The following is a 20,268-nucleotide window of genomic DNA, read 5'->3' as shown; positions in this document are numbered from 1 at the left end:
TGCAGAGAACACATGTGGGAGGGGGCTTGCCCCCGATAGCGGTGGATCAGTTATAGATATCTTGACTGACACACCGCCATCGGGGGCAAGCCCCCTTCCACATTTGATTGCTTTGCACAGTGGGTCAGATCACGAACTTGGCCACCATCCCGTTCAAATCCACCGCCAGGCGTGACAGTTCATGGCTGGCAGCGCTGGTCTGGTTGGCTCCCGCCGCCGACTGGGTGGCCAGGTCGCGGATATTCACCAGGTTGCGGTCCACCTCGCGGGACACCTGAGCCTGTTCCTCCGAGGCGCTGGCGATCACCAGGTTGCGCTCGTTGATCAGGCTGATCGACTGGGTAATCTGCTCCAGCGCCACCCCGGCGGCGCGGGCCATTTCCAGGGTGCTTTGGGTACGTTGATTGCTCTGCTGCATCGATTGCACCGCTTCACCGGTGCCGTTCTGGATGCCGGCGACCATTTTTTCGATTTCCTGTGTCGACTGGGCGGTGCGGTGAGCCAGGGCCCGCACTTCGTCCGCCACCACCGCAAAGCCACGCCCGGCTTCACCGGCGCGGGCCGCTTCAATGGCAGCGTTGAGCGCCAGCAGGTTGGTCTGCTCAGCGATCGCGCGGATCACATCAAGCACCTTGCCGATATCGCGGCCCTGAGTGGCCAGGCCTTCGATCATCGCGGCGGTGTTCTGCACGTCCTGGGTCATGGTCTGGATCGCGCCGACGGTTTCCACCACCCGGTCGCGCCCTTCCCGTGCAGCCTGGTTCGACTGGCTGGACGCCTCAGAGGTGGACACCGCATTACGCGCCACCTCTTCGACTGCGGCGGTCATCTCGTTAACCGCGGTGGCCGCCTGATCGATTTCATTGTTCTGTTGCTGCAAGCCTTTGGAGGCTTCTTCGGTGACCGCGCTGAGCTCCTCGGCGGCAGACGCCAGCTGGGTGGCCGAACCGGCGATGTGCTGGATGGTCTGGCGCAGGTTCGCTTGCATCGCGGCCAGGGCGCCGATCAAGCGAGCCGGTTCGTCGTTGCCGTCGTCTGCGATGGTGCTGCTGAGGTTGCCGGCGGCGATGGTTTCGGCCACGGTCACGGCTTTGCGCAACGGCGTGACGATGCTGCGGGTCAGCAACCAGGCCAGTAATACGGTGAGCAACGCGGCGGCGACCGAGACCATAATCACGCCGGTGATGGCACTGTCGTACCCTCGCCCAGCTTCAGCGTCTGCGGTCTTGGCGTCAGCGGCGTTGATGGCAATCAACTTGTTCAGCTGTTCGCCCATCTGATCGGTGCCGTCCTTGATACGGGTGTTGATCAGCGCACGCATTTCATCGACCTTGCCTTGCCTGGACAGGGTCAGCATGTCGGCCTGGGCCTTGAGGTAGTTGTCCAGGGTCGTACCAAATGTCTTGTACAAAGCCGCCTCTTCCGGCCCGGCGGGCAGCGTGGCGTAACCGGCCTGGGCGGTCTTGACCTTGTCGGCCAACACACCGATGCGGGTTTCTGCTTCCTGCAAAGCGGCCGGTTCACGGTTGACCAGTACGCGAAAGGACAGGATGCGCAGGCGCAACACGTTTTCCGTGATCGTGCCCAGGTACGTCACGCTGGGCAGCAGGTTGGCACTCATGGCCACTGACGCCTCGCGAATCAGTGTCATGCGGTTGACCGCAAACACACCTAGAACAACCACTAACAACGCGATGAACGCGAAACCCAGAGAAGCACGAGGGGCGATATTCAGGTGACGGAGGGACATAGGCGAGACTCTCAGGAGTAGTGTTTGCGCGCGTCCCTGCCGCGAAACGATCCGCCGGTGTCAACGCACCGCTCAGACCTTGGCCCACTGTTGTTATTGAGGGGTGGGCCTATAAACGGTATCGGCCGGCTGCAGCATTTTATGCAGGGGGTTCATAAATATTTTTTTACACTTCTGACGACTAGCGGTTTCTGGCATCCTGCGCCTCCATTTTCTGACCCGAGCCCTCAACTTGTCTGACGCTCAAGCCCCCCGCCCGCGCTATAAATCCGACCTGATCTACGGCCTGGAAGACCGCCCACACTTCACCGCAGCGATCTTTGCCGCGCTGCAGCATGTGCTGGCGAGTTTCGTCGGCATCATCACCCCAACCCTGATCGTCGGCGGTGTGCTCGGCCTGGAAAGCGAAGTGCCGTACCTGGTGAGCATGGCGCTGTTTGTGTCGGGGCTCGGCACTTTTGTGCAGGCACGCAAGTTCGGCCCGATCGGTTCGGGGCTGCTGTGCCTGCAAGGCACCAGTTTTTCGTTTATCAGCGTGATCCTCAGCGCGGGTTTCATGGTCAAGGCCCGGGGCGGCGGCACCGATGAAATCCTTTCGACCATCTTTGGCATCTGTTTTTTCGCGGCGTTTATCGAAGTGGTCCTGAGCCAATTCATCGGCAAACTGCGCAAGCTGATCACCCCGGTGGTCACCGGCACCATCATTACCTTAATGGGCTTATCGCTGATCAAGGTGGCGGTCACCGACATGGCCGGCGGCTTCGGCGCCAGTGACCTGGGTGCCGCGAGCAATATGGGCCTGGCGGCGCTGGTGCTCGTGACCATCGTGGTGCTCAACCGCTTCAACAACCCGTTCCTGCGCCTGGGCTCGATCGTAATCGGCCTGACATTGGGCTTTGTGGTCGCCTGGTGGCTGGGCCGCGTCGACCTGGCCGCCTTGCCCCACGTGCCCCTGATCAGCGTGCCGGTGCCGTTCAAGTACGGCTTCTCGTTCGACTGGGTGGCGTTTATCCCAGTGGCAGTGATCTTCCTGATTTCGCCGCTGGAAGCGGCGGGTGATCTGACAGCCAACTCAATGATTTCCCAGCAGCCGGTCAAGGGTCCGCTGTATATCAAGCGCATCAAGTCCGGCTTGCTGGCCGACGGCCTCAACTCGGCGATGGCGGCCACGTTCAACAGCCTGCCGATGGTGACCTTTGCGCAGAACAACGGCGTGATCCAGCTGACAGGCGTGGCCAGCCGCTACGTGGCGTACTTCATCGCGGGTTTACTGGTACTGCTGGGGCTGTTCCCGATGATCGGCGCGGTGCTGCAACTGATGCCCAAGCCGGTGCTGGGCGGCGCAACCCTGATCATGTTCGGCACGGTGGCCGTGGCTGGCATCAAGATCCTCGCCGAAGCCGGGCTGCACCGGCGCAATGTGCTGATCGTGGCGATCTCCCTGGGCATGGGCCTGGGCGTCGCCGCCGTGCCGGAAGTACTGCGTGACCTGCCCAAAGCCCTGCACAACATCTTCGAGTCGCCGATTACCGTGGGCGCGTTCTGTGCGATCCTGCTGAACATTTTCCTGCCGGAAGAGTTCATAGAACTGCAAGAAGATGAATTTGATCCGGAGTCCTCCACCCTCAAAGTGATGCAGGACCCGGACGTCACGAAATAGGAGCACTTTTGTATGCGCAAGCTCATGGTTCTATCACTGTTGCTGCTGACCTTGAGCGCCTGCGCGCTGTTCCCCAACCGCGACCCGGTCAACATCAATGTGGTGGGCATCGAGCCACTGCAAAGCCAGGAACTGGAAGTGCGCTTCGTCGTGAAACTGCGGGTGCAAAACCCCAATGAAACGGCGATCGACTACAACGGCGTGGCCCTGGACCTGGAGGTCAATGGCCGGCCGTTGGCGTCGGGTGTCAGTGATCAGGCCGGAAGCATCCCACGCTTTTCCGAGGCCGTTCTGAGGGTCCCCGTCAGCGTTTCTGCGTTCTCGGTGTTGCGCCAGACCCTGGGCCTGAGCCAGACCCAAAGCTTGAACAATCTGCCGTATGTGCTGCGCGGCAAACTCGCGGGTGGGCTGTTTGGCACGATGCGGTTTGTGGATCGCGGCACCCTGGACCTACCCAATACTGCCACTTGGTAAACCTGGAGTTTCTGCAACATGGATGCGTTGCCTACCCTTTACACCGAACGCCTGATTCTGCGCCCGCTGACGCTGGACGATGCGGATGCCGTCCAACAGCACTTTCCCCACTGGGACGTGGTGCGTTACCTCAACGCCCTCGTGCCCTGGCCCTACCCGGCCGACGGCGCCCTCGCCTATCTGCAAAACGTGGCCTTGCCGGCCATGGCACGGGGCGAGGAATGGCATTGGTCAATCCGCCTCAAAACCGCGCCTGAACAACTGATCGGCAATGTCAGCCTGATGGATGACGTGGATAACAACCGTGGCTTCTGGCTGGCGCCCGCATGGCAAGGCCAGGGATTGATGACCGAAGCCAGCGCGGCGGTGACCGACTATTGGTTCGGCGTGCTGCAACGCCCCGTGATGCGTGTCCCCAAGGCCGCGCCCAACCTGGGGTCGCGGCGAATTTCCGAGCGTACGGGGATGCGCTTGATCAGGACCGATGAGGGGCAGTTTGTCGAAGGCACCTTCCCACGGGATATCTGGGAGATGACCCGCGAGGAGTGGTTGGAATCCCAATGACCCAAACGCTGAAAATCAACTGTGGGAGGGAGCTGCCCCCGATGGCAGTGGGTCAGTCACACCTGCACCCATTGACACAGCGTCTTCACGAGCACGCCCGTTCCCACATTTAGACCCGGTTCAGTCTGTAACAAAGCGCACGCCCGGCTTGGCCCGCTCATCCACCGTCAACTCAAACACATCCGGGCGAGCGTAGTGCCCCACCACGTCATAGTCGTACCGCGCCTTCACCAAGTCATCGGTGTTGATCTGCGCCGTCAACAGCCCAGCCCCACCCAGCAACGGCCCCGCGAGGATGTCACCCATAGGGCCGACAATCACACTGCCGCCAGCAATCAACGGACGGCCTGCTGGCCAGTTGGCAATCTCCAGCCCCAATGCCTCGGGCGAAGCTTGCACCTGGCACGCGCTCACCACAAAACAGCGCCCTTCATGGGCCACATGGCGCATGCTCACCTGCCACATTTCGCGCTCATCCACTGTTGGCGCGCACCAGACTTCGACGCCCTTGGCGTACATCGCCGTGCGTAACAGCGGCATCATGTTTTCCCAGCACACCGCGCCACCGAGACGCCCTACTGCGGAGTCGATCACTGGCAAGGTGGAGCCATCGCCCTTGCCCCAGATCAGCCGTTCGGTGCCGGTGGGCATCAGCTTGCGATGCTTGGCCACCAGACCACCCGAGGGTTCGAAATACAGCACGGTGCAATACAGCGTGCTGCCACTGCGCTCGATCACACCCAGAACCAAGCTGGCGCCGGTGCGCGCCGACAAGCCGGCCAGCGCCTCGGTTTCAGCGCCTGGCACATCAATAGCGTTGGCAAAGTAACGGGCAAACGCCTCGCGCCCCTCGGGCAGGCGGTAGCCCAGTTGTGTGCCGAAGCCTTCGCCTTTGGGATAGCCGCCCAGCAGCGCCTCGGGCATGACCACCAATTGCGCGCCGCTGCGTTTGATCTCGTCCTCGTAGCCCAGGATTTGTTCAAGGGTTGCCGCCTTGCCGTCCGGCAACGAACCGAGTTGCAAAGCTGCCACAGTAGAAACAGGCATTACGATCACTCCGAATTAGGGGGGTTGCCCATTCTCCGGCCAGCCGTGATCATGAATAAAGCCCACCTCAGCACTGAATGATATGAGCCAAATGAATATCGCCCAGGTCGATCTGAACCTGCTGAAGACCTTCGAAGCGCTGCACGACGAATCCAGCGCCAGCCGCGCGGCATTGCGCCTGGGCGTCACGCAATCGGCCATCAGTGCGGGCTTGCGACGCTTGCGCGAGGTATACGGCGACCCGCTGTTCGTGCGCACCGGCCGAGGCTTGGCGCCGACGTTGCGGGCCAATCAGTTAAAGCCGGTGATCAGCGAGGCGCTGGACCGTTGCCGGCAGAGCCTGGCGATGGTCAACCCGGATAACCCGCATTACCAAGGGCGTTCCGTGGTAGTGGGGTTGTCCGATGATTTCGAGATCGCCTACGGTCGCCGCTTGATGCAGGAGATCGCTCAACGTTTGCCGAAACTGCGCGTGATCTTTCGCCAGACCCACAGCCAGATCGTGGCAGGCGCCCTGCTCGACCGCACGCTCGATCTGGCAATTACCGCCGGCGGGTTTGCGCAGAACCGTTTGAGTCGACAGGTATTGGCGGAAGGAGACTACCTTTGCCTGGTAGACCCCGGCAGTCTTGCGCCGGACCAGAACAGCATCGGCCTGGAAGAGTTCGTCAGCCGCGAGCATGTGCTGGTGTCGTCAGGCGGTTTTATCGGAATTACCGATGAGGGGCTCGCAGCGCTGGGGCTGAGCCGGCAAGTGTGTGCGTCGACCAGCCACTTTGCCGCACTGCCGTTTTTGCTCAAGGGCAGCCAAGCGGTTGCGACCATTCCGGGGCATGCGGCACAGGCGATCGCCGAGATGACAGGCCTGCGCGTACTGCCCTGCCCGCTGGCGCTGCCGCGCTACCCCGTGGAACTCGGCTGGCGGACACAGGCCCAGTTGGACCCTATGTTGCTCAAAGTACGTGAGGCGATTGCCGCCAGCTTTACTTCGCCGCTGCCATCAGCTTATTGACTTCGCTGCGCACCATATTGGAAAACTCTGGCGGTGACATGCCATCAAGCTCTGCGCGGACCCACTCGGCCCACTTGCCCTTGCGCTTGGCACGCTCACCGAACAACCGCGCCGCTTCGCCCTTGGCCTTGCCCAGATTGGTTTGCCACAGGTCATAGAGGCGGGACTTTTCATCTTCCAGCTCGGCACGTTCGGCGAGGGTCTTGTTGGCGAGATTGAAGCTCATGTTGAATTACCTGCTGCACAAATAGGCGACATCTTACACTGTAGGTCGAAATTTCCTGATTCGGATTTTGGCTGGAACTGCGCTCAAGCAAAAAAACTGCAACTTTTGCCATCGCGCGATACTCCATTGTTCACTGTCACATTCACTCGCAAGGAGTCACACAATGGCCCGCAAAACTGCTGCCCAAGCTGTCGAAGACCAGATCAAGGATCAAGCCTTCAGCGAACTCACCGCGCTGATCGAAGAGTCGGACAAACTGCTCAAAAGCAGCGCCGCCCTGGTGGGCGAAGAAGGCGAAACCCTGCGCGAGCAGGTCGCGATCAAACTCAAGCAAGCCCTGGACTCAGTGTCCAACGTGCGCGAGCGTAGCAAGCCGGTGGTGGATGCTACTGAAACCTACATCGGTGGCCACCCTTGGCAAACCGTGGCCATTTCCGCAGGTTTCGGCCTGGTAGTGGGTTTGTTGCTGGGTCGTCGTAACTGATCAAGCAAGCGGCGCAATAGCAACCACACCGCTGATGCTATTGCGCCGTTGCTCTGGCTCTTGATCTGCTTGTGATCTTGATCTTAAGCACCCGACAAACAGTTATCGCTGGCAAGCCAGCGCCTACATGCAAGCTGCGCCAAACCCTTCTCAGTCAGTCACCAGCGCCTGTAATCGCGCCAGATCCTCAGCCTCCAGCTCAATCCCCAGCTCCAACGACTTCGCCCGCGTGCGATGACGTCGATCCCCCGGCAACCTGCGCAACCCTGCCGCATGCATCTGCCGCACCAGTTCCTGGCTGCGCTCGGCAAAGCTTTGCCCAGCGGTTTTGCTTGGGTCGATCACGATCAGCAACTGCCCAGTCCACGGCGTGCGGGCGCCTGGGTGATCAGCCCAATCAAACTCAAAGGAGAAGTTGCCTCCAGTCAACGCCGCCGCCAACAGCTCGACCATCATCGACAACGCCGACCCCTTGTGCCCGCCAAACGGCAGCAACGCGCCGCCTTCGAGCACGGCTTTAGGGTCAGTGGTGGGTTGGCCGAGGCTGTCGACGCCCATGCCCGGCGGCAATCGCTCGCCCTTGCGCGCGGCTATTTGCACGTCGCCATGGGCAATGGCGCTGGTGGCCAGGTCGAAGACAATGGGCGCGCCATCGGCACGCGGGGCGGCGAAGGCGATGGGGTTGGTGCCGAACAACGGGCGGTCGGCGCCATGGGGCACCACGCAGGTCATGCTGTTAACTACGCTCAGCGCCACCAGGCCTTCTTCGGCGAAGGGTTCGACGTCGGGCCACAGCGCCGCAAAGTGATGGGAGTTGTGAATCGCCAGCAACGCAATGCCGGCGCTGCGGGCCTTGTCCACCAGCAACCCACGCGCTGCCGCCAGGGCCGGCTGAGCGAACCCGTTGCCGGCATCGACCCGCACGAAGCCGGACGCCACGTCGGTGACCACCGGCACCGCCTGGCCGTTGACCCAGCCGCTGGCCAGGGTGCTGAGGTAACCAGGGATGCGGAAGATGCCGTGGCTGTGAGCGCCATCGCGCTCGGCGCTGGCGCAGTTGTGCGCAAGGATCGCCGCGACGTCGGGCGAGGTGCCGTGCTTGACGAAGATCGCCTGCAGCAACGCCTTCAGCTCGTTGAAACCCATGAATGCTGTAGCACTGTCGATGATCGGGGACTGGGCAGACATCTGTAGCTCCGATTTTATAATTGGAAGAGACAACAACAATCCAGACCCGTCGATTAAACAACGCCTCCTGTGCTTGCTGTCAACGTCCGCTTGCCGCCGAAGCAGTTATCTACCGCCCCGCCCCTGGCGCAAGCGCCTACCGTGGAGCCTCGTAACTGCCAGTTTGATGGAGCGAGCACCATGGCGACGCTTTCCCCGCCGTACTTTTTCGACGAATTCCTGCTACCTGCCGGGCGTAAACAGCCGACGCCACGGGAGCGGGCGTTGGGATTTACCGTCAAGGATCTGGAGTGGTTGCATACGCTTTACTACGCCACGGATGCAGCCCGCCAGGATGCGGCCCTGCACACGCACCCCATGCAGGTGGAGCGACTGCTGATCAACCGTCCTGGCAAACCCGCGCTGACCCTGACTGGCGCGTTCCTGATGAGTCCGACACCGGACAACAATAAAGCCGTGCTCTATACCCCCTACGGCGGGCTGGAGCTGTTCGACAGCCGCGCCGTGCTGCTTGCTGCGGTGCACGAGCGCTTGCAGTTGCCAACGCAGCGAGATGACCTGCTGTGCTTTATATCCATCGCTGAACGTGACGCGCTGCCGGTAGACGCGCCGGTAACAATCACCACCGCCATCATCCAGGGCGCGGTGATGCAGGATCAGGAGGACGCCATTATGGCCAGCCAGCAGCAGAACGTAGCTGCCCTACTCAATGAGCTGCGCAAGCTGCCGAGCCTGCACGGGATGCTTGATAGCCTGCTCGGCATCATGGCCCGTTCCTTCTTTCCTAAGTTGAAACAGGCCGACACGCGGGTGGATTTTTTCAGCCGCGCCTCGCAGCAAAAAGACCGTCGTTGGCTGGCCTCACTACCGTTGCGCGATGCACTGCTGCAGTTTTATGCCAAACAAGCCTGGCCCCAGGATCAAACTCATTCGTTCGTCAATATCGGCTACGACAGCAGCGCCTTGACCGCGGATCAACGCGTCCTCGACCAGCAGCGCTGGGACAGTGTGATCGAACAAACCAGCGGCATTCTTTCCTCGTTACTGAAAAGCCTGCTACAGACCTACTGGAACGAAGACGTCAGCGCGGGCCAGTCGCGCCTGACGTTTTGTGCCCGGGTGATGCGCGAAAAGTTTCGCGCCGATCTGTTGCTCAAACGCCAGAACGCGATTGTCTCCACCTCAGAGAGCCAGCAACTGCGCGCCGCGTTCCTGCTGGACTCGGCCGCGAGCACAGCGCCCGCGGATGATTTGCGCATAGAAAAGGTGCGTATTCACGCGCCCTATCAACATTACGTCGACCTCGCCAGCACGTTGATGATCAGCAAGGCCCACACCTACCTCTACACCCAGTCCCGCGGTCTGCAAGTGCTCAAGGATCTGAACGACCTCAACGACACGCTGCTGGCGATGCTCAAGGCCGCCGGCCATCAGGATGAGCTGCTCAACTTTCTCTCGCTGGATGAACGCAGCGTGTATATCGGTATGGATCATGTTCAGGTCAGCGGGCAACCGATGCAGGGCGATGTCTTCCAGGACATGCTCGAAGACATCGTCGCCAAGCAGTTCGACAACCTTGAGCATGCCCTCGGCGTGTACCGCCGCAGCGCCAGCGACATCGACCTCGCCGCGCTGCTCGACCATGCGCTGGACGTGCGCACCCTGCTCGATAGCCGTCTGCTGGTGCAGGACGCCGGCGGGCGCTGGTCGGTTCACCCCGTGTCCAGCGGCAATGGGCACCCCAGCACCGTACTGGCGGAAACCGCCAAACGTCATCTGCAGCGCCTGCAGGCCGTTGAAACCGCCATGGCTATGGGGCGCAGCAAACATCCGACCTTGGGCGTGCTGGCGGCCCATGCGTTGGACCTGGAGCTGGCGAAAAGACAGCTGGCGCTCGACGCCGACGATGTCTGCATCAATACCTATGCCACCCCGGCCCAGGAACGTGAGGAGCGCTTGCCCGTGGCGTCTTCGAGCATGGTCGCGCACTTTATCGCGCGGGTGACCGGTCAGGCCGAAGCACTTACGCCCTCGGCCCTGACCTGGTTCTACGGCCTTCGCAGTGAAGGCGTCGCCCGGCAACTGCACAACCTGAGCGTCGATAGCTTCAATGCCATCATCGAGCAGGTGATGAGCACCTTCGCCCAGCACGAGCTGCGCGAACTGCCGCACCTGCTGCTGGACAACAACCAGGCCCATCTAAGCCACGGCCTGTTGCAGGGGTTGAGCGGCGAGGCCGAGATGAGCCGGTTATACAAAAGTTTGTCGCCGCAGCAACTGGCGCTGCTCGACTGCGTGCTCAACGCCGACAGCCTGCGCAGCCGCGCCAGCCGTCACGGGCTCAACGGCTTCCTGCCGGACGCATACGCCCTGAGTCTCTGCAGTGACGCAGCCGCCCTGCCCCAGCCCCTGGCCAACTGTTTTGTACTGACCGAACGCGGAGGCCTGGACCCCGATCACTCCGGCGCGGCCCTGCTGTGGACCCCGCGCTCTGGGTTTGAGGCGTTTGCATCCATCCAGGCGCTGGGTGAGGTGCTGGGGCAACGCTTGCAAGATCCGCTGGTCTGCTGGCCCTTGCTCGAAAACCTGCCGGTATCCAGGCGCATGCCCCACCAGACCTACCGCTTGGGCCCGCTGCAACGCATTGACGATCATCTGCTGGATAACCGCCAACGCTCCTACAGCGCCTGGCTGCGCGACGAGATTGACCATCTGCTGGCAATGAAACCCGGCGTGCAGCGCTTCCAGGATTGTATGGACGCTTTGATCCGCCGCGCGCCACCGTCCAACCTGCCCAGGGCGATTGCCATGGCGCACGCGATGATCCACCAGCAGTCACTGCCGGTCTGGCTGGGCATGGCGTCGCCGGATGAACAGATACTGCACGCCGAACTGCTTGAGCAGTACCGCCTCAGCGCGCCGCAGGAGCGTGACTATCTGCACAGCATTACGCCCCTGCGCGAGCAGGTCGCTAACACGCTGACGAGCCTGCTCGATGCTCGCTTTGCCCAACAAGCGCTCAACCCCGATAACATCCTGATTCCCTGCCGTATTGACCTGGACGGCCACACGCAGACCCTCACCGATTTCGCCCTGCGGCACTTGCCGGACCTGCATGCCGAGCGCATCCGGCCACGCTCGCGCACCGCCACGCCGTTACCGGCGGCGCTGGACGGCGATGCCGTCGTGCAACTGGTGCGCCAACTGGACTTGAAAGGCATCTACCAGCAACGGCTTATCACCCACCTCAAGCAACCAAGCGAAGACGCGCGCGCGCGGCGAACCCTGTTTTGCCGGCAGTTACCCTGGCAACTCCTGCAATACGCCCATGAGCAGATGCTCAATGAGCGACTGTCTGCCAACGCCTGGAGGCTCATCCAGCAAGTGTTTGACATGCCCGATGCAGTGGCGCGTGCCAGCGTGAGTGGCAGCTCGGCCACCGTCCGCCACTTGGAGTTGATCGCCACCGAAGGCGCGGCAGGCGCCAGGGCGCTGGGTTGCTACCTGATAGGTCCGCAGGCTGGCGCGTCCGGGCCGCTGGTGCTGTACGCGCCCTTCAGCCCCCAGCATTTGCTGAAGGAATTCGCCAGCGAAGCGGCGCTGCTCAGTGAGTTCACCAACCCCGGCGCACTGCAGGACTGGATCGTGGGGCAACTGGAGGGGGCGCAGCGCGCCACCTATTGCAACCTGCTGGACAAGGGCTGGCACGTCGGACTGGCAGAAATCACCCTCGGCGCAACGCCCATGGGCGGCAACCTACTCAAGCAACTGTTTGAGGACAACGTGCAGATGCTGCTGCAGATGCTAGGCGCGCAGTTTGCCCCGTCGGGCAAGACCCATTGGGATGCGATCACTTGCCTGCTCACTCAGGAAATCCCCAACGGCCTCCAGTTCCTGGCCGGCAAACTGGCCTATCCGCTGGTGGTGTGGCGCAGCTATCAACTGTTCAAAGACTCCGCCGAAAACCTGCAGGCGCACCGCTGGAGGCACGCACTGAAAACCTTCGCCCTCGGCGTGGCTGAATTGGCCTCGTTGCGCAAAGCGCTGGACAGGCCCCTGCAACAGACGCCGCCACCTGCAGAGCAGCCCTCAGTGGAGCGGTGGCTGCAAGCGCCTGCCCCCGCAGCCGCCAACCTGGACGAGTTGGCAATAACCGCGCCCGAACGCACGCAGTTGCGCGGTTTTGAACACCACGATGACGCCCTCGGCGACTTGTCATTCAGCTCAGCCAACCAGGTGTATCGGGATGACACCACCTCGCGCAATTTCCTGCCGCTGGCGGGAAAAGTCTATCCGGTAAAACGCGCCGGCGAACGCTGGCGCCTGAGCAAGGGCGAGCGGCTGGGCCCCTATGTACAGCGCAACGCCCACGGCCAGTGGACGCTGGACCTCGACCGCCATCACCCACGCTACGGCAAAACCTTGAGCCGCTACGCCGGCAAAATGAGCACACGCCTGGCCGAACGGGACGCCATCAACATTGAAGCCGTGGGCATGCGCGAGATCGCCGCGCTATCCAGTTGGAAGGCCCAATGCATTGATGAAGCGCTGAATGTGGCGACTTACTATGCGGTGACCTGCAAGCGCAACTTGCTGCACTTCGCCACGCTTCGTGAACCGAGCAGCCGCCTGGGGCGTTTTTTCAGTGAGTTTTTCGGCGTTGTCTCGCTGGCGCCCGAACAAGTGCGAAGGGTCGAGCGGCGCATTGACGAGGTGCTTGATGAACTGATCAATCACACCCTGATCGGGCCCGACTCGATGCGGTTTGTCAGCGGCACCCATCGGTACAGCCCCCGCGATTCCTTTGCTTTCGTCGTGCCCGACGATGCCGACCATAAGATCTACCTGCTGGACCGCTTCTTCGACCCGCCCATGGACATCTATCAGAACCGCCTGACCACGCCGTTCAACATCTGCGCCCATGCGCGCGCCACAGTGCTGATACACGAGATCACCCACATCAAATCTCTGACCGAGGACCTGGCTTACCTGGACAGCATGCGGCCCTTCCCGGACCTCATCAACGTTGCCATCAACGGCGCCACGCTGATGAAAACCGACCTGGATAACCTGCGGGATAACGCACTGTCGATCTCCACCCCTGCCAGCATGCTGTTCAGAACCTGGGATGCGTTTTCCCAGCAATGGGAGGATTTCGGCAGCCGCCGCTTGACCGCGCCGTTGCGCGATAAAGTCCTGAGCACCACCGGCGCCCGCACACTGGAGGAGGCGCGATCGGTGTTCATGAGCAACAGCGACAAGCGTATCGACACGATTCTGGCCAATGCCGACTCGGTGACCTGCATGATCAGCGAGCTGGGGCGCAGTCTGGATGCGGGAGCCTGAGCAGGCTCCCGGCGGGGTAGATCAGTCTTTCTGGTCGCGCAGGATATTGCCCGAAGCGCCGTCGATACGTGCTTCATAAACGGTGCCGTCGGACTTGCGCCCTTTGACTTCCCAATAACCGTTGTCGTCGGCTTCAGCGGCGTAGACCTCGACATAGCCTGCCTTGGTCTTGGCCACCTCGATGGCCTTCTCGATGGTGATCCAGCCCGCACCCGGTTTATCGGCCAGCGCGGCGCCGGCGCTGAGCAGCGCAGTGGTTGCACACAGGGCGACTAAGGTTTTCTTCAGCATTTTCGTTCTCCATTGTAGGAATGTCCTGAATTTTTTAGGCGCCTCCAAACGAGAATAAGTTCCAATTGATGTGCAATCGCCATGATGGATGTTCTCGCGATGCACCCTGGGGGTTAGAATGTGGGAAATCAGGATGAGTTAATGAGCGAAAAGTCCCTTTCAGAAGCCGAATATGACGCCATCACCGACGCCGCTGCGCATTGGTGCATGCGTATGCATGCAAGTGATTGCACCCCCGGTGAACGTCAGGCTTTTGCCCAATGGCACGATTGCGACCCGCTGCACGCCTTCGAATACGCCGCGATGCTGGAAATCTGGGACGTCGCCGACCATCTGCCCCGCCACGAACCCACCGCCTTGGTGGTGCCGTTCAAACCGCGCAGTCGGCTACGTACCTACGCCGCCGCGGCAGCCATATGCCTGGCAGCCTTACCGGTGGCGGCCTTTACCGCTTGGGAAGCGGGCTGGCTGCCCAATGCCTACGAGCGCTTTGAAGCCGCCGATGGTTTGCGCCAGGTGACGTTGGGGGATGGCAGTCAAGTGGAGCTGAACCTCGGCACTGAACTGGTCTACAGCAACTACAAGGACCAACGTCGGGTGACGCTGAAAAAGGGCGAAGCGTTTTTCAAAGTCAGCCACGACCGTGAGCATCCGTTCGTCGTGCGTGCCGGCGAAGGTCAGGTGCAGGTGACGGGCACGCAATTCAATGTGTGGAAATACGGCGATCAGGTGCGAGTCATGCTGCTTGAAGGCGCAGTCCAGATTTCCAGCGACCGGATCCACGGCAGCGTGCCGCTTACCCCCGGGATGCAGGCCAGCTATCAACTGGGCGACGCCACACCGCGTGTCGCCACGATCAGCCCCAACGACAGCGCGCTGGCCTGGCGCCAGGGCAAGCTGATCCTCGACAACCTGGCCCTGGTCGACGCGTTGCCGCTGATCAACCGCTACCTGAACAAACCGGTGATGCTCGCAGATGCCAGCACCGGGGCGATTCGCATTGGCGGGATCTACAACATCAATGAAGTCAACAACCTCATCCCCTCCCTGCCCAAGGTGCTGCCGGTCTACCTGACCCAGAACCAGGATGGCAACCCCGTGCTCAACTCCATTCCGCGTCAATCCCCCAAAGGCTGAGCCTGATCCACATCCCCGGGCCTCTTTGCGCCCGCAGTGTCCATTTTTGAAACACACGGCGCCTCTGAAGCGCCCGTACTGTGCGGATTCATCGATTTGTCATGGGCGGTGTTACAGCGGTGATACAACAGGGTGAATCGTTTGTGGTACGGCCGCGTGCGCGTGCCGTGACCGCAGGTGTATCAGCCATGAAACAGCACTGACATCACTTTGCCCTCGATTCATTCCAACCTATTGAAAATAAACACTAAATAAAAAGCGGCACGGCTTCTGCTCTATCCCTTACAGCGCTGTTTAGGGTCAGCGCGAAGAATAGGGAATGCCGCCGTGATCACACTCACTCAAGGTCCGATGAACGTACTGCTGATCAGCTGTGTACTCAGCGTCGGCATCAGTGTTCCAAGCTTTGCAGGCGATGGCGTGATCGTGACAGGGCGCAACGTACAGGCTCACATGTACGGTCGCGCCGCCTTCGGTAAAGACCCCTACCCCACCACCGCCAACGCCAATCCCAGCCGCGACATCATCGGTGCAACCGGCGAGCTCAGTGATATGGATATCGGCGGCATCAGCAGCGGCTCCAGCATCGTCGGCGCGATTCCGACGAACAACACCTTGACCGGCCTGCATGCCACGCAAAACAGCATGTTCACCCTGGGGGCCGGCTCTGCCGCCGGCCACGGTGCGGGCAGCAGCATGGGTGGACAGATCAGCGACTCGATCCAGCGCGGCATGGCGCCGCTGAACAACATCGGCAGCATGATGGGGGGCAAGTAATGAACCGCTCCCTGCTCGTTCTCGCCCTGCTGGCCGCCGCTCCGGTATTCGCCGACAACACCGCGGTGATCAACAACAGCGGCCAACAATACGAAGGTGTCGTGTCGATCAACCAGGCGGCCGGCAACCAGCAACAAATGTCCAACAGCCGTGCCATTGCGCTCGGTGGCCAGGCCACCAACGTCAACATCCAGCGCCAGAACGGCAGCGTCGACCCGTCCCTGAACGCCAAAGCGGCGATTCATGGCACCTCTTTTACCAACGGCAACGGTGTGCTGGGTATCAACCAGTCGGCCGGGGCCAATAACCAATCAGTCAATGCCGTGCGGATCAGCATCAACCCTGGCCCGCAAAGCATTGATGACAGCGTCCTGTTGCAACAGAACTCGACGCAGTTGACCGACTCAGGGCTCACCCCCACCACTGGCAGCCGCCAGGTCGCTACCAGCGACCAGGCCTTCACAGGCAGCCGAGGAGTGATTCAGGTGAACCAGAGTGCCGGGGTGGGGAACCGAGTGGCTAACACCCTAGGCATCACTATCAAGTAAACGCTTGGTAGTACTCGTTAGACCGTACCAACACTTAACCAACTAATTAGAAGCAAGGAGAAACACCATGAAACCTCAAATGGCTCTGAAACCAATGGTTTTCGCTCTCGCCGCACTCATGGCTGCTGCTGCTCAGGCAGGTGGTGGTGGTTGGCACCCTGCGCCTCAACCAACCGGGGTTGTTGCCTCTGTCGTGACCGATGTACAAAACAGCGGCGGCAACAAGTTTGACGACACCAAAACCGAAAACAATGCCTCTGCCGATAACTCGGTAAACGGCAACAGCGGCAACACCGGTGTTAACGTTCAGTCGGGCAGCGGTAACCAGGCAGACAACTCTGGCGCCATCTCCAGCGCCAAGGGTGACTTTGCAACAGTATTCGCTGTCGTCGATGTCAATCAAAACAGCGCGCTGAACAACTTTGTCAACAAAGGCACCCAGAACAACGCCTCTGCGGATAACTCCCTTAACGGTAACTCCGGCAACCTGGGTTACAACGGCCAGGCCGGTCAAGGCAACCAGGGTAAAAACAACCTGGCAATCACCACTGCTGATGGCAAAAACATCGCAGCGGCCGCCAACACCGAGCAAAACTCCCTCGCCAACAGCTACCTGAACACTGCCGCTACCAGCTACGGGTATGGCCATGGCAAGGCTCAATACGTGTCCAACAACTCCAGCCTCGACAACTCGGTTAACCGCAACTCCGGCAACGTGGGTGTGAACCTGCAATCCGGCTCGGGCAACCAAGGCAGCAACAGCCTGTCGATCGGTCAAGGTTGCACCGTCTGCTCCAGCGGCGTGCGCTTCTGATCCAACGGGGCCTTGGCAACAAGGCCCTTTTTTATTCCAGTGTCCAGCAGGTCACACGATCATGCGCCTCGCGACCCTCACCCTCCTGATGTTACTCACCGGCCCAACGTGGGCAGGCACCATGGCGATCTCCGCCCTGCCTGGCGGTGCAGTGATCTACAAGAAGGTCGAGAGTATTCGTGAGCGCCGGTTCGCCAACCTGGTGGAACAGAAAACCGATTTCAGCTGCGGTGCTGCGGCACTCGCCACCATTCTGCGCCAGGGTTACTGGCTGGACGTGGACGAAGATCACGTCATCAAAGGCATGTTGATCAATGCAGACCAGGACCTGGTACGTACCCAGGGTTTCTCCATGCTGGACATGAAGCGCTACCTCGAAAGCATCGGCATGCGTGCCCGGGGCTACAAGATCGGACCAGAGACCCTGGTCACCGTGAAGATCCCTGTGGTGGTGCTGCTGGAAATTCGTGGCTACAAGCACTTCGTGGTGATGCAGCGCGCCGACAAGGACTGGGTCTATATCGGCGACCCGGTATTGGGCCACAAGCGCTATTCGCGTGACGACTTCCTCAAGGGCTGGAATGGCATCGTCTTCGCTGTGCTGGGTGAAGGTTACGACAAGGCCAACGCCTTGCTCGACCCGCCTACTCCGCTGACCGCCAAGAACCAGTTGAATGAGTTCAGGCCCGTAGGCGATGCCGAGCTGATGGACTTCGGTTTTATTCAGAGCGACTTCTTCTAAGAAGCGCAATAAGGGGCAGGACGCTCCAGGAGCAGAAGATGAACACTTCCCGTTGGCTGACGGTCATGTGTCTGGCAGCCTCAATGCCCGCTTATGCTTCATCGGGGTTCAAACCGATCGAACTCAAGGATTCGGAAATGGCCGACCTGCGCGGCCGCTACGTCATGCCGGGGCGCATCATTAGCTTCGGCATTGTCATGAGCAGCACGTGGACCAACGCCGTAGGAGACACCATCACCGGCAAGGCCAGCATGCAGGTCGACTCGTCGACCATCACCCCACAATTCTACGTACAGACCACCGGCTCGACCGGCAACGGGACCAACCCGAACACCGGCACCGGCACAGTCACAGGCGGCGCCGGGCTGGGCAGTGGCCAAGGCGTGACCCAGAGCGTGCGAACCGCTGGCGATGGCAACACCGCCTACAACAACGTAGGCATTACCGTCGAGAACGGCTTCGCGCCTTCCAACGCGGTGCAATCGGGGCAAGTACTCGTCGCCGGCGGTACCGTTACCGGGGACAGCGCAGCAGGTCGAGTCAGTGTGTCGGCCAACAATGGCGGCTTGCAGATGGCGATCCAGGCCAACCATAACCAGGGCAACAGTTTGCAGCAGATCGGCGGCGGTACTGTGCTGCAAGGTACGGTTTTGACCGGCAACACCAACTTCGTCAACAACATGACCCAGCTCAACGTCGTGATGAATAACAACGGTTTGAACAACGGTGCGCTGAACTGCAACTTGGACCAACTCAAAGGCCTACGCACCCTCGGTTATTGAACTACGCTGACCCTCGACACTTACGCATTAGAAAAGGACGGCTTATTTCATGCATCGATCGTTATCGCTTCGTGCGGTGGTCTGTTTAAGTACGCTCTTGCCTGCATCCGTTCTGTATGCCGCGCCAGACGCCGATATAGAAACGCTCAAACAGGAACTTTTAGAACTCAAGCAGCGGTATGACGTTCAGCAAAAAGCTTTGGCGGTACTGGAACAACGGGTACGACAGGTCGAAGATCAACCGTCGGCACCGGCACCCAAGCGCCTGGCCAAATCCCCGGCAGACTTTCAGAAAGCCAGTGGTGCAACGGTCGCAGGCACGGGCGCCGCAGCAGCATCCGGCGGCGCCGGTGGTGGTGGCGGCAGTTCCTACGGCCAGTCCCTCAAGGACGACTCGGCCCCTGCGCAAAGTGTGAGTAACCTCTATAACGAAGCCAGCGGCTTTTTCGGGAATGGCAAGTTCAGCTTTGAAACCGGCATTACCTATGCCCGTTACGATGCTCGCCAGTTGACCCTCAACGGCTTCCTGGCGCTGGACTCGATTTTCCTCGGCAATATCAACCTGGACCGGATCAAGTCCGATAACTGGACCCTGGACCTGACCGGGCGATACAACTTCGATAACCGCTGGCAGTTCGACGTGAACGTGCCCGTGGTGTACCGCGACTCCACCTACCAGTCCGCCGGCGCCGGCAACAACGGCACGGCGACGTCGGAAGCCTCGGTCACGCGCGACCCGACCATCGGCGACGTCAACTTTGGTGTGGCGTACAAATTCCTCGACGAAACTCCCAATCTGCCGGACGCCGTGGTGTCGGTGCGGGTCAAGGCGCCTACGGGTAAAGAACCGTTTGGTATCAAGCTGGTCAAGACACCCGGCAACGACAACCTGTTCGTGCCGGAAAGCCTGCCTACGGGTAACGGGGTCTGGTCGGTCACGCCGGGGATTTCCCTGGTCAAGACCTTCGACCCGGCGGTGTTGTTTGGCTCGCTCTCGTACACCCACAACTTCGAGGGTTCGTTCGACGACATCAGCAGTGACGTCAACCAGAAGGTCGGCGGCAAGGTCAGCCTGGGCGACAGCTTCCAGTTTGGCGTCGGTGTGGCCTTTGCCCTCAACGAGAAGATGAGTATGTCGTTCTCGGTGTCGGACCTGGTGCAGCGCAAGAGTCGGCTCAAGCCTAATGGCGGCGACTGGCAGTCGGTGGTGTCCAGTGATGCGAACGCCGGGTACTTCAACGTGGGGATGACGATCGCGGCATCGGATAATTTGACGATCGTGCCGAACCTGGCGATTGGGATGACGGATGATGCGCCGGACTTTACGTTTAGCCTGAAGTTTCCGTATTACTTTTAACTGATCCGACGGTGTATTCCTGAGGCGAAGGAGCTTGCTCCCGATAACGTAATAAAAGGAAAAGCCCCG

The 20,268-nt window shown here is 60.7% G+C and carries 18 protein-coding genes; 13 read left to right on the top strand and 5 right to left on the bottom strand.

Annotation, left to right across the window (positions count from 1 at the left end):
• Positions 1 to 124: 124 nt before the first annotated feature.
• Positions 125 to 1,750, bottom strand: a complete 1,626-nt coding sequence (locus ACEN2T_RS15910) for a methyl-accepting chemotaxis protein (protein ID WP_032887031.1) — start codon at positions 1,748 to 1,750, stop codon at positions 125 to 127.
• Between the two features lie 232 nt (positions 1,751 to 1,982).
• Between ACEN2T_RS15910 and ACEN2T_RS15905 the strand changes: the two genes are divergently transcribed.
• Genes ACEN2T_RS15905 through ACEN2T_RS15895 form a run of 3 tightly spaced genes read left to right on the top strand, consistent with a single transcriptional unit; the run spans position 1,983 to position 4,448 of the window.
• Positions 1,983 to 3,410: a nucleobase:cation symporter-2 family protein gene (locus ACEN2T_RS15905; protein WP_032887032.1), complete on the top strand. Its 1,428-nt coding sequence runs from the start codon at positions 1,983 to 1,985 to the stop codon at positions 3,408 to 3,410.
• 12 nt (positions 3,411 to 3,422) lie between these two features.
• The gene (locus tag ACEN2T_RS15900; RefSeq protein ID WP_032887033.1) at positions 3,423 to 3,884 is read left to right on the top strand and encodes an LEA type 2 family protein; all 462 of its coding nucleotides are present in this window, start codon (positions 3,423 to 3,425) and stop codon (positions 3,882 to 3,884) included.
• A gap of 18 nt (positions 3,885 to 3,902) precedes the next feature.
• The gene (locus tag ACEN2T_RS15895) at positions 3,903 to 4,448 is read left to right on the top strand and encodes a GNAT family N-acetyltransferase (RefSeq protein WP_442116976.1); all 546 of its coding nucleotides are present in this window, start codon (positions 3,903 to 3,905) and stop codon (positions 4,446 to 4,448) included.
• 120 nt (positions 4,449 to 4,568) lie between these two features.
• Here ACEN2T_RS15895 and ACEN2T_RS15890 read toward each other — a convergent pair whose 3' ends face one another.
• On the bottom strand, positions 4,569 to 5,495 hold the full coding sequence (locus ACEN2T_RS15890; protein ID WP_032887037.1) for a carbon-nitrogen hydrolase family protein: 927 nt from the start codon (positions 5,493 to 5,495) through the stop codon (positions 4,569 to 4,571).
• A gap of 91 nt (positions 5,496 to 5,586) precedes the next feature.
• Between ACEN2T_RS15890 and ACEN2T_RS15885 the strand changes: the two genes are divergently transcribed.
• Entirely contained in the window at positions 5,587 to 6,507 is a 921-nt protein-coding gene (locus tag ACEN2T_RS15885) for a LysR family transcriptional regulator (protein WP_181643693.1), read from the top strand.
• Here the strand turns inward: ACEN2T_RS15885 and ACEN2T_RS15880 are convergent.
• The gene (locus ACEN2T_RS15880) at positions 6,479 to 6,733 is read right to left on the bottom strand and encodes a hypothetical protein (protein WP_003190904.1); all 255 of its coding nucleotides are present in this window, start codon (positions 6,731 to 6,733) and stop codon (positions 6,479 to 6,481) included. The two genes, ACEN2T_RS15885 and ACEN2T_RS15880, sit on opposite strands and share 29 nt — an antisense overlap.
• Positions 6,734 to 6,896: 163 nt before the next feature.
• Here ACEN2T_RS15880 and ACEN2T_RS15875 point away from each other — a divergent pair, with 163 nt between their 5' ends.
• A complete protein-coding gene (locus ACEN2T_RS15875; RefSeq protein ID WP_032887039.1) occupies positions 6,897 to 7,217 on the top strand; it encodes a DUF883 family protein in 321 nt (106 codons plus the stop codon).
• Positions 7,218 to 7,367: 150 nt separating this feature from the next.
• Here ACEN2T_RS15875 and ACEN2T_RS15870 read toward each other — a convergent pair whose 3' ends face one another.
• A complete protein-coding gene (locus ACEN2T_RS15870) occupies positions 7,368 to 8,405 on the bottom strand; it encodes an Ldh family oxidoreductase (RefSeq protein ID WP_032887040.1) in 1,038 nt (345 codons plus the stop codon).
• Between the two features lie 180 nt (positions 8,406 to 8,585).
• Here ACEN2T_RS15870 and ACEN2T_RS15865 point away from each other — a divergent pair, with 180 nt between their 5' ends.
• The gene (locus ACEN2T_RS15865; RefSeq protein WP_442116975.1) at positions 8,586 to 13,751 is read left to right on the top strand and encodes a dermonecrotic toxin domain-containing protein; all 5,166 of its coding nucleotides are present in this window, start codon (positions 8,586 to 8,588) and stop codon (positions 13,749 to 13,751) included.
• A gap of 21 nt (positions 13,752 to 13,772) precedes the next feature.
• On the opposite strand, the gene ACEN2T_RS15860 is transcribed toward ACEN2T_RS15865, so the two are convergent.
• Entirely contained in the window at positions 13,773 to 14,042 is a 270-nt protein-coding gene (locus tag ACEN2T_RS15860) for a PepSY domain-containing protein (protein ID WP_016979404.1), read from the bottom strand.
• A 141-nt stretch (positions 14,043 to 14,183) separates the two neighbouring features.
• Here ACEN2T_RS15860 and ACEN2T_RS15855 point away from each other — a divergent pair, with 141 nt between their 5' ends.
• The 7 genes from ACEN2T_RS15855 (at position 14,184) to ACEN2T_RS15825 (ending at position 20,199) form a co-directional block, all read left to right on the top strand.
• The gene (locus ACEN2T_RS15855; protein WP_442116974.1) at positions 14,184 to 15,179 is read left to right on the top strand and encodes a FecR family protein; all 996 of its coding nucleotides are present in this window, start codon (positions 14,184 to 14,186) and stop codon (positions 15,177 to 15,179) included.
• A 327-nt stretch (positions 15,180 to 15,506) separates the two neighbouring features.
• Positions 15,507 to 15,956: a hypothetical protein gene (locus tag ACEN2T_RS15850; protein ID WP_442116973.1), complete on the top strand. Its 450-nt coding sequence runs from the start codon at positions 15,507 to 15,509 to the stop codon at positions 15,954 to 15,956.
• Positions 15,956 to 16,504, top strand: coding sequence for a hypothetical protein (locus ACEN2T_RS15845; protein WP_032887046.1), 549 nt, complete (start codon positions 15,956 to 15,958; stop codon positions 16,502 to 16,504). The genes ACEN2T_RS15850 and ACEN2T_RS15845 overlap by 1 nt, the downstream gene beginning before the upstream one ends.
• A 67-nt stretch (positions 16,505 to 16,571) precedes the next feature.
• The gene (locus ACEN2T_RS15840; RefSeq protein WP_442116972.1) at positions 16,572 to 17,318 is read left to right on the top strand and encodes a hypothetical protein; all 747 of its coding nucleotides are present in this window, start codon (positions 16,572 to 16,574) and stop codon (positions 17,316 to 17,318) included.
• Between the two features lie 61 nt (positions 17,319 to 17,379).
• On the top strand, positions 17,380 to 18,060 hold the full coding sequence (locus ACEN2T_RS15835; RefSeq protein WP_442116971.1) for a C39 family peptidase: 681 nt from the start codon (positions 17,380 to 17,382) through the stop codon (positions 18,058 to 18,060).
• 38 nt (positions 18,061 to 18,098) lie between these two features.
• Positions 18,099 to 18,842, top strand: coding sequence for a hypothetical protein (locus tag ACEN2T_RS15830; protein WP_095185906.1), 744 nt, complete (start codon positions 18,099 to 18,101; stop codon positions 18,840 to 18,842).
• Positions 18,843 to 18,891: 49 nt separating this feature from the next.
• On the top strand, positions 18,892 to 20,199 hold the full coding sequence (locus tag ACEN2T_RS15825) for an autotransporter outer membrane beta-barrel domain-containing protein (RefSeq protein WP_099602903.1): 1,308 nt from the start codon (positions 18,892 to 18,894) through the stop codon (positions 20,197 to 20,199).
• Positions 20,200 to 20,268 lie beyond the last annotated feature (69 nt).

Origin of the sequence: Pseudomonas sp. W22_MBD1_FP4, assembly GCF_052113765.1 — a bacterium.
Classification (GTDB): Bacteria; Pseudomonadota; Gammaproteobacteria; order Pseudomonadales; family Pseudomonadaceae; genus Aquipseudomonas; species Aquipseudomonas sivasensis.
Note: the sequence above shows the minus strand (reverse complement) of the source record. Positions and strands in the feature narration are given on the sequence as shown.

Bases quoted from the DNA above. Each gene is read 5' to 3' on its own strand.
- ACEN2T_RS15910 (WP_032887031.1), bottom strand. From the start codon at position 1,750: ATGTCCCTCCGTCACCTGAATATCGCCCCTCGTGCTTCTCTGGGTTTC.
- ACEN2T_RS15900 (WP_032887033.1), top strand. From the start codon at position 3,423: ATGCGCAAGCTCATGGTTCTATCACTGTTGCTGCTGACCTTGAGCGCC.
- ACEN2T_RS15895 (WP_442116976.1), top strand. From the start codon at position 3,903: ATGGATGCGTTGCCTACCCTTTACACCGAACGCCTGATTCTGCGCCCG.
- ACEN2T_RS15890 (WP_032887037.1), bottom strand. From the start codon at position 5,495: ATGCCTGTTTCTACTGTGGCAGCTTTGCAACTCGGTTCGTTGCCGGAC.
- ACEN2T_RS15885 (WP_181643693.1), top strand. From the start codon at position 5,587: ATGAATATCGCCCAGGTCGATCTGAACCTGCTGAAGACCTTCGAAGCG.
- ACEN2T_RS15880 (WP_003190904.1), bottom strand. From the start codon at position 6,733: ATGAGCTTCAATCTCGCCAACAAGACCCTCGCCGAACGTGCCGAGCTG.
- ACEN2T_RS15875 (WP_032887039.1), top strand. From the start codon at position 6,897: ATGGCCCGCAAAACTGCTGCCCAAGCTGTCGAAGACCAGATCAAGGAT.
- ACEN2T_RS15870 (WP_032887040.1), bottom strand. From the start codon at position 8,405: ATGTCTGCCCAGTCCCCGATCATCGACAGTGCTACAGCATTCATGGGT.
- ACEN2T_RS15865 (WP_442116975.1), top strand. From the start codon at position 8,586: ATGGCGACGCTTTCCCCGCCGTACTTTTTCGACGAATTCCTGCTACCT.
- ACEN2T_RS15860 (WP_016979404.1), bottom strand. From the start codon at position 14,042: ATGCTGAAGAAAACCTTAGTCGCCCTGTGTGCAACCACTGCGCTGCTC.
- ACEN2T_RS15855 (WP_442116974.1), top strand. From the start codon at position 14,184: ATGAGCGAAAAGTCCCTTTCAGAAGCCGAATATGACGCCATCACCGAC.
- ACEN2T_RS15845 (WP_032887046.1), top strand. From the start codon at position 15,956: ATGAACCGCTCCCTGCTCGTTCTCGCCCTGCTGGCCGCCGCTCCGGTA.
- ACEN2T_RS15840 (WP_442116972.1), top strand. From the start codon at position 16,572: ATGAAACCTCAAATGGCTCTGAAACCAATGGTTTTCGCTCTCGCCGCA.
- ACEN2T_RS15835 (WP_442116971.1), top strand. From the start codon at position 17,380: ATGCGCCTCGCGACCCTCACCCTCCTGATGTTACTCACCGGCCCAACG.
- ACEN2T_RS15830 (WP_095185906.1), top strand. From the start codon at position 18,099: ATGAACACTTCCCGTTGGCTGACGGTCATGTGTCTGGCAGCCTCAATG.
- ACEN2T_RS15825 (WP_099602903.1), top strand. From the start codon at position 18,892: ATGCATCGATCGTTATCGCTTCGTGCGGTGGTCTGTTTAAGTACGCTC.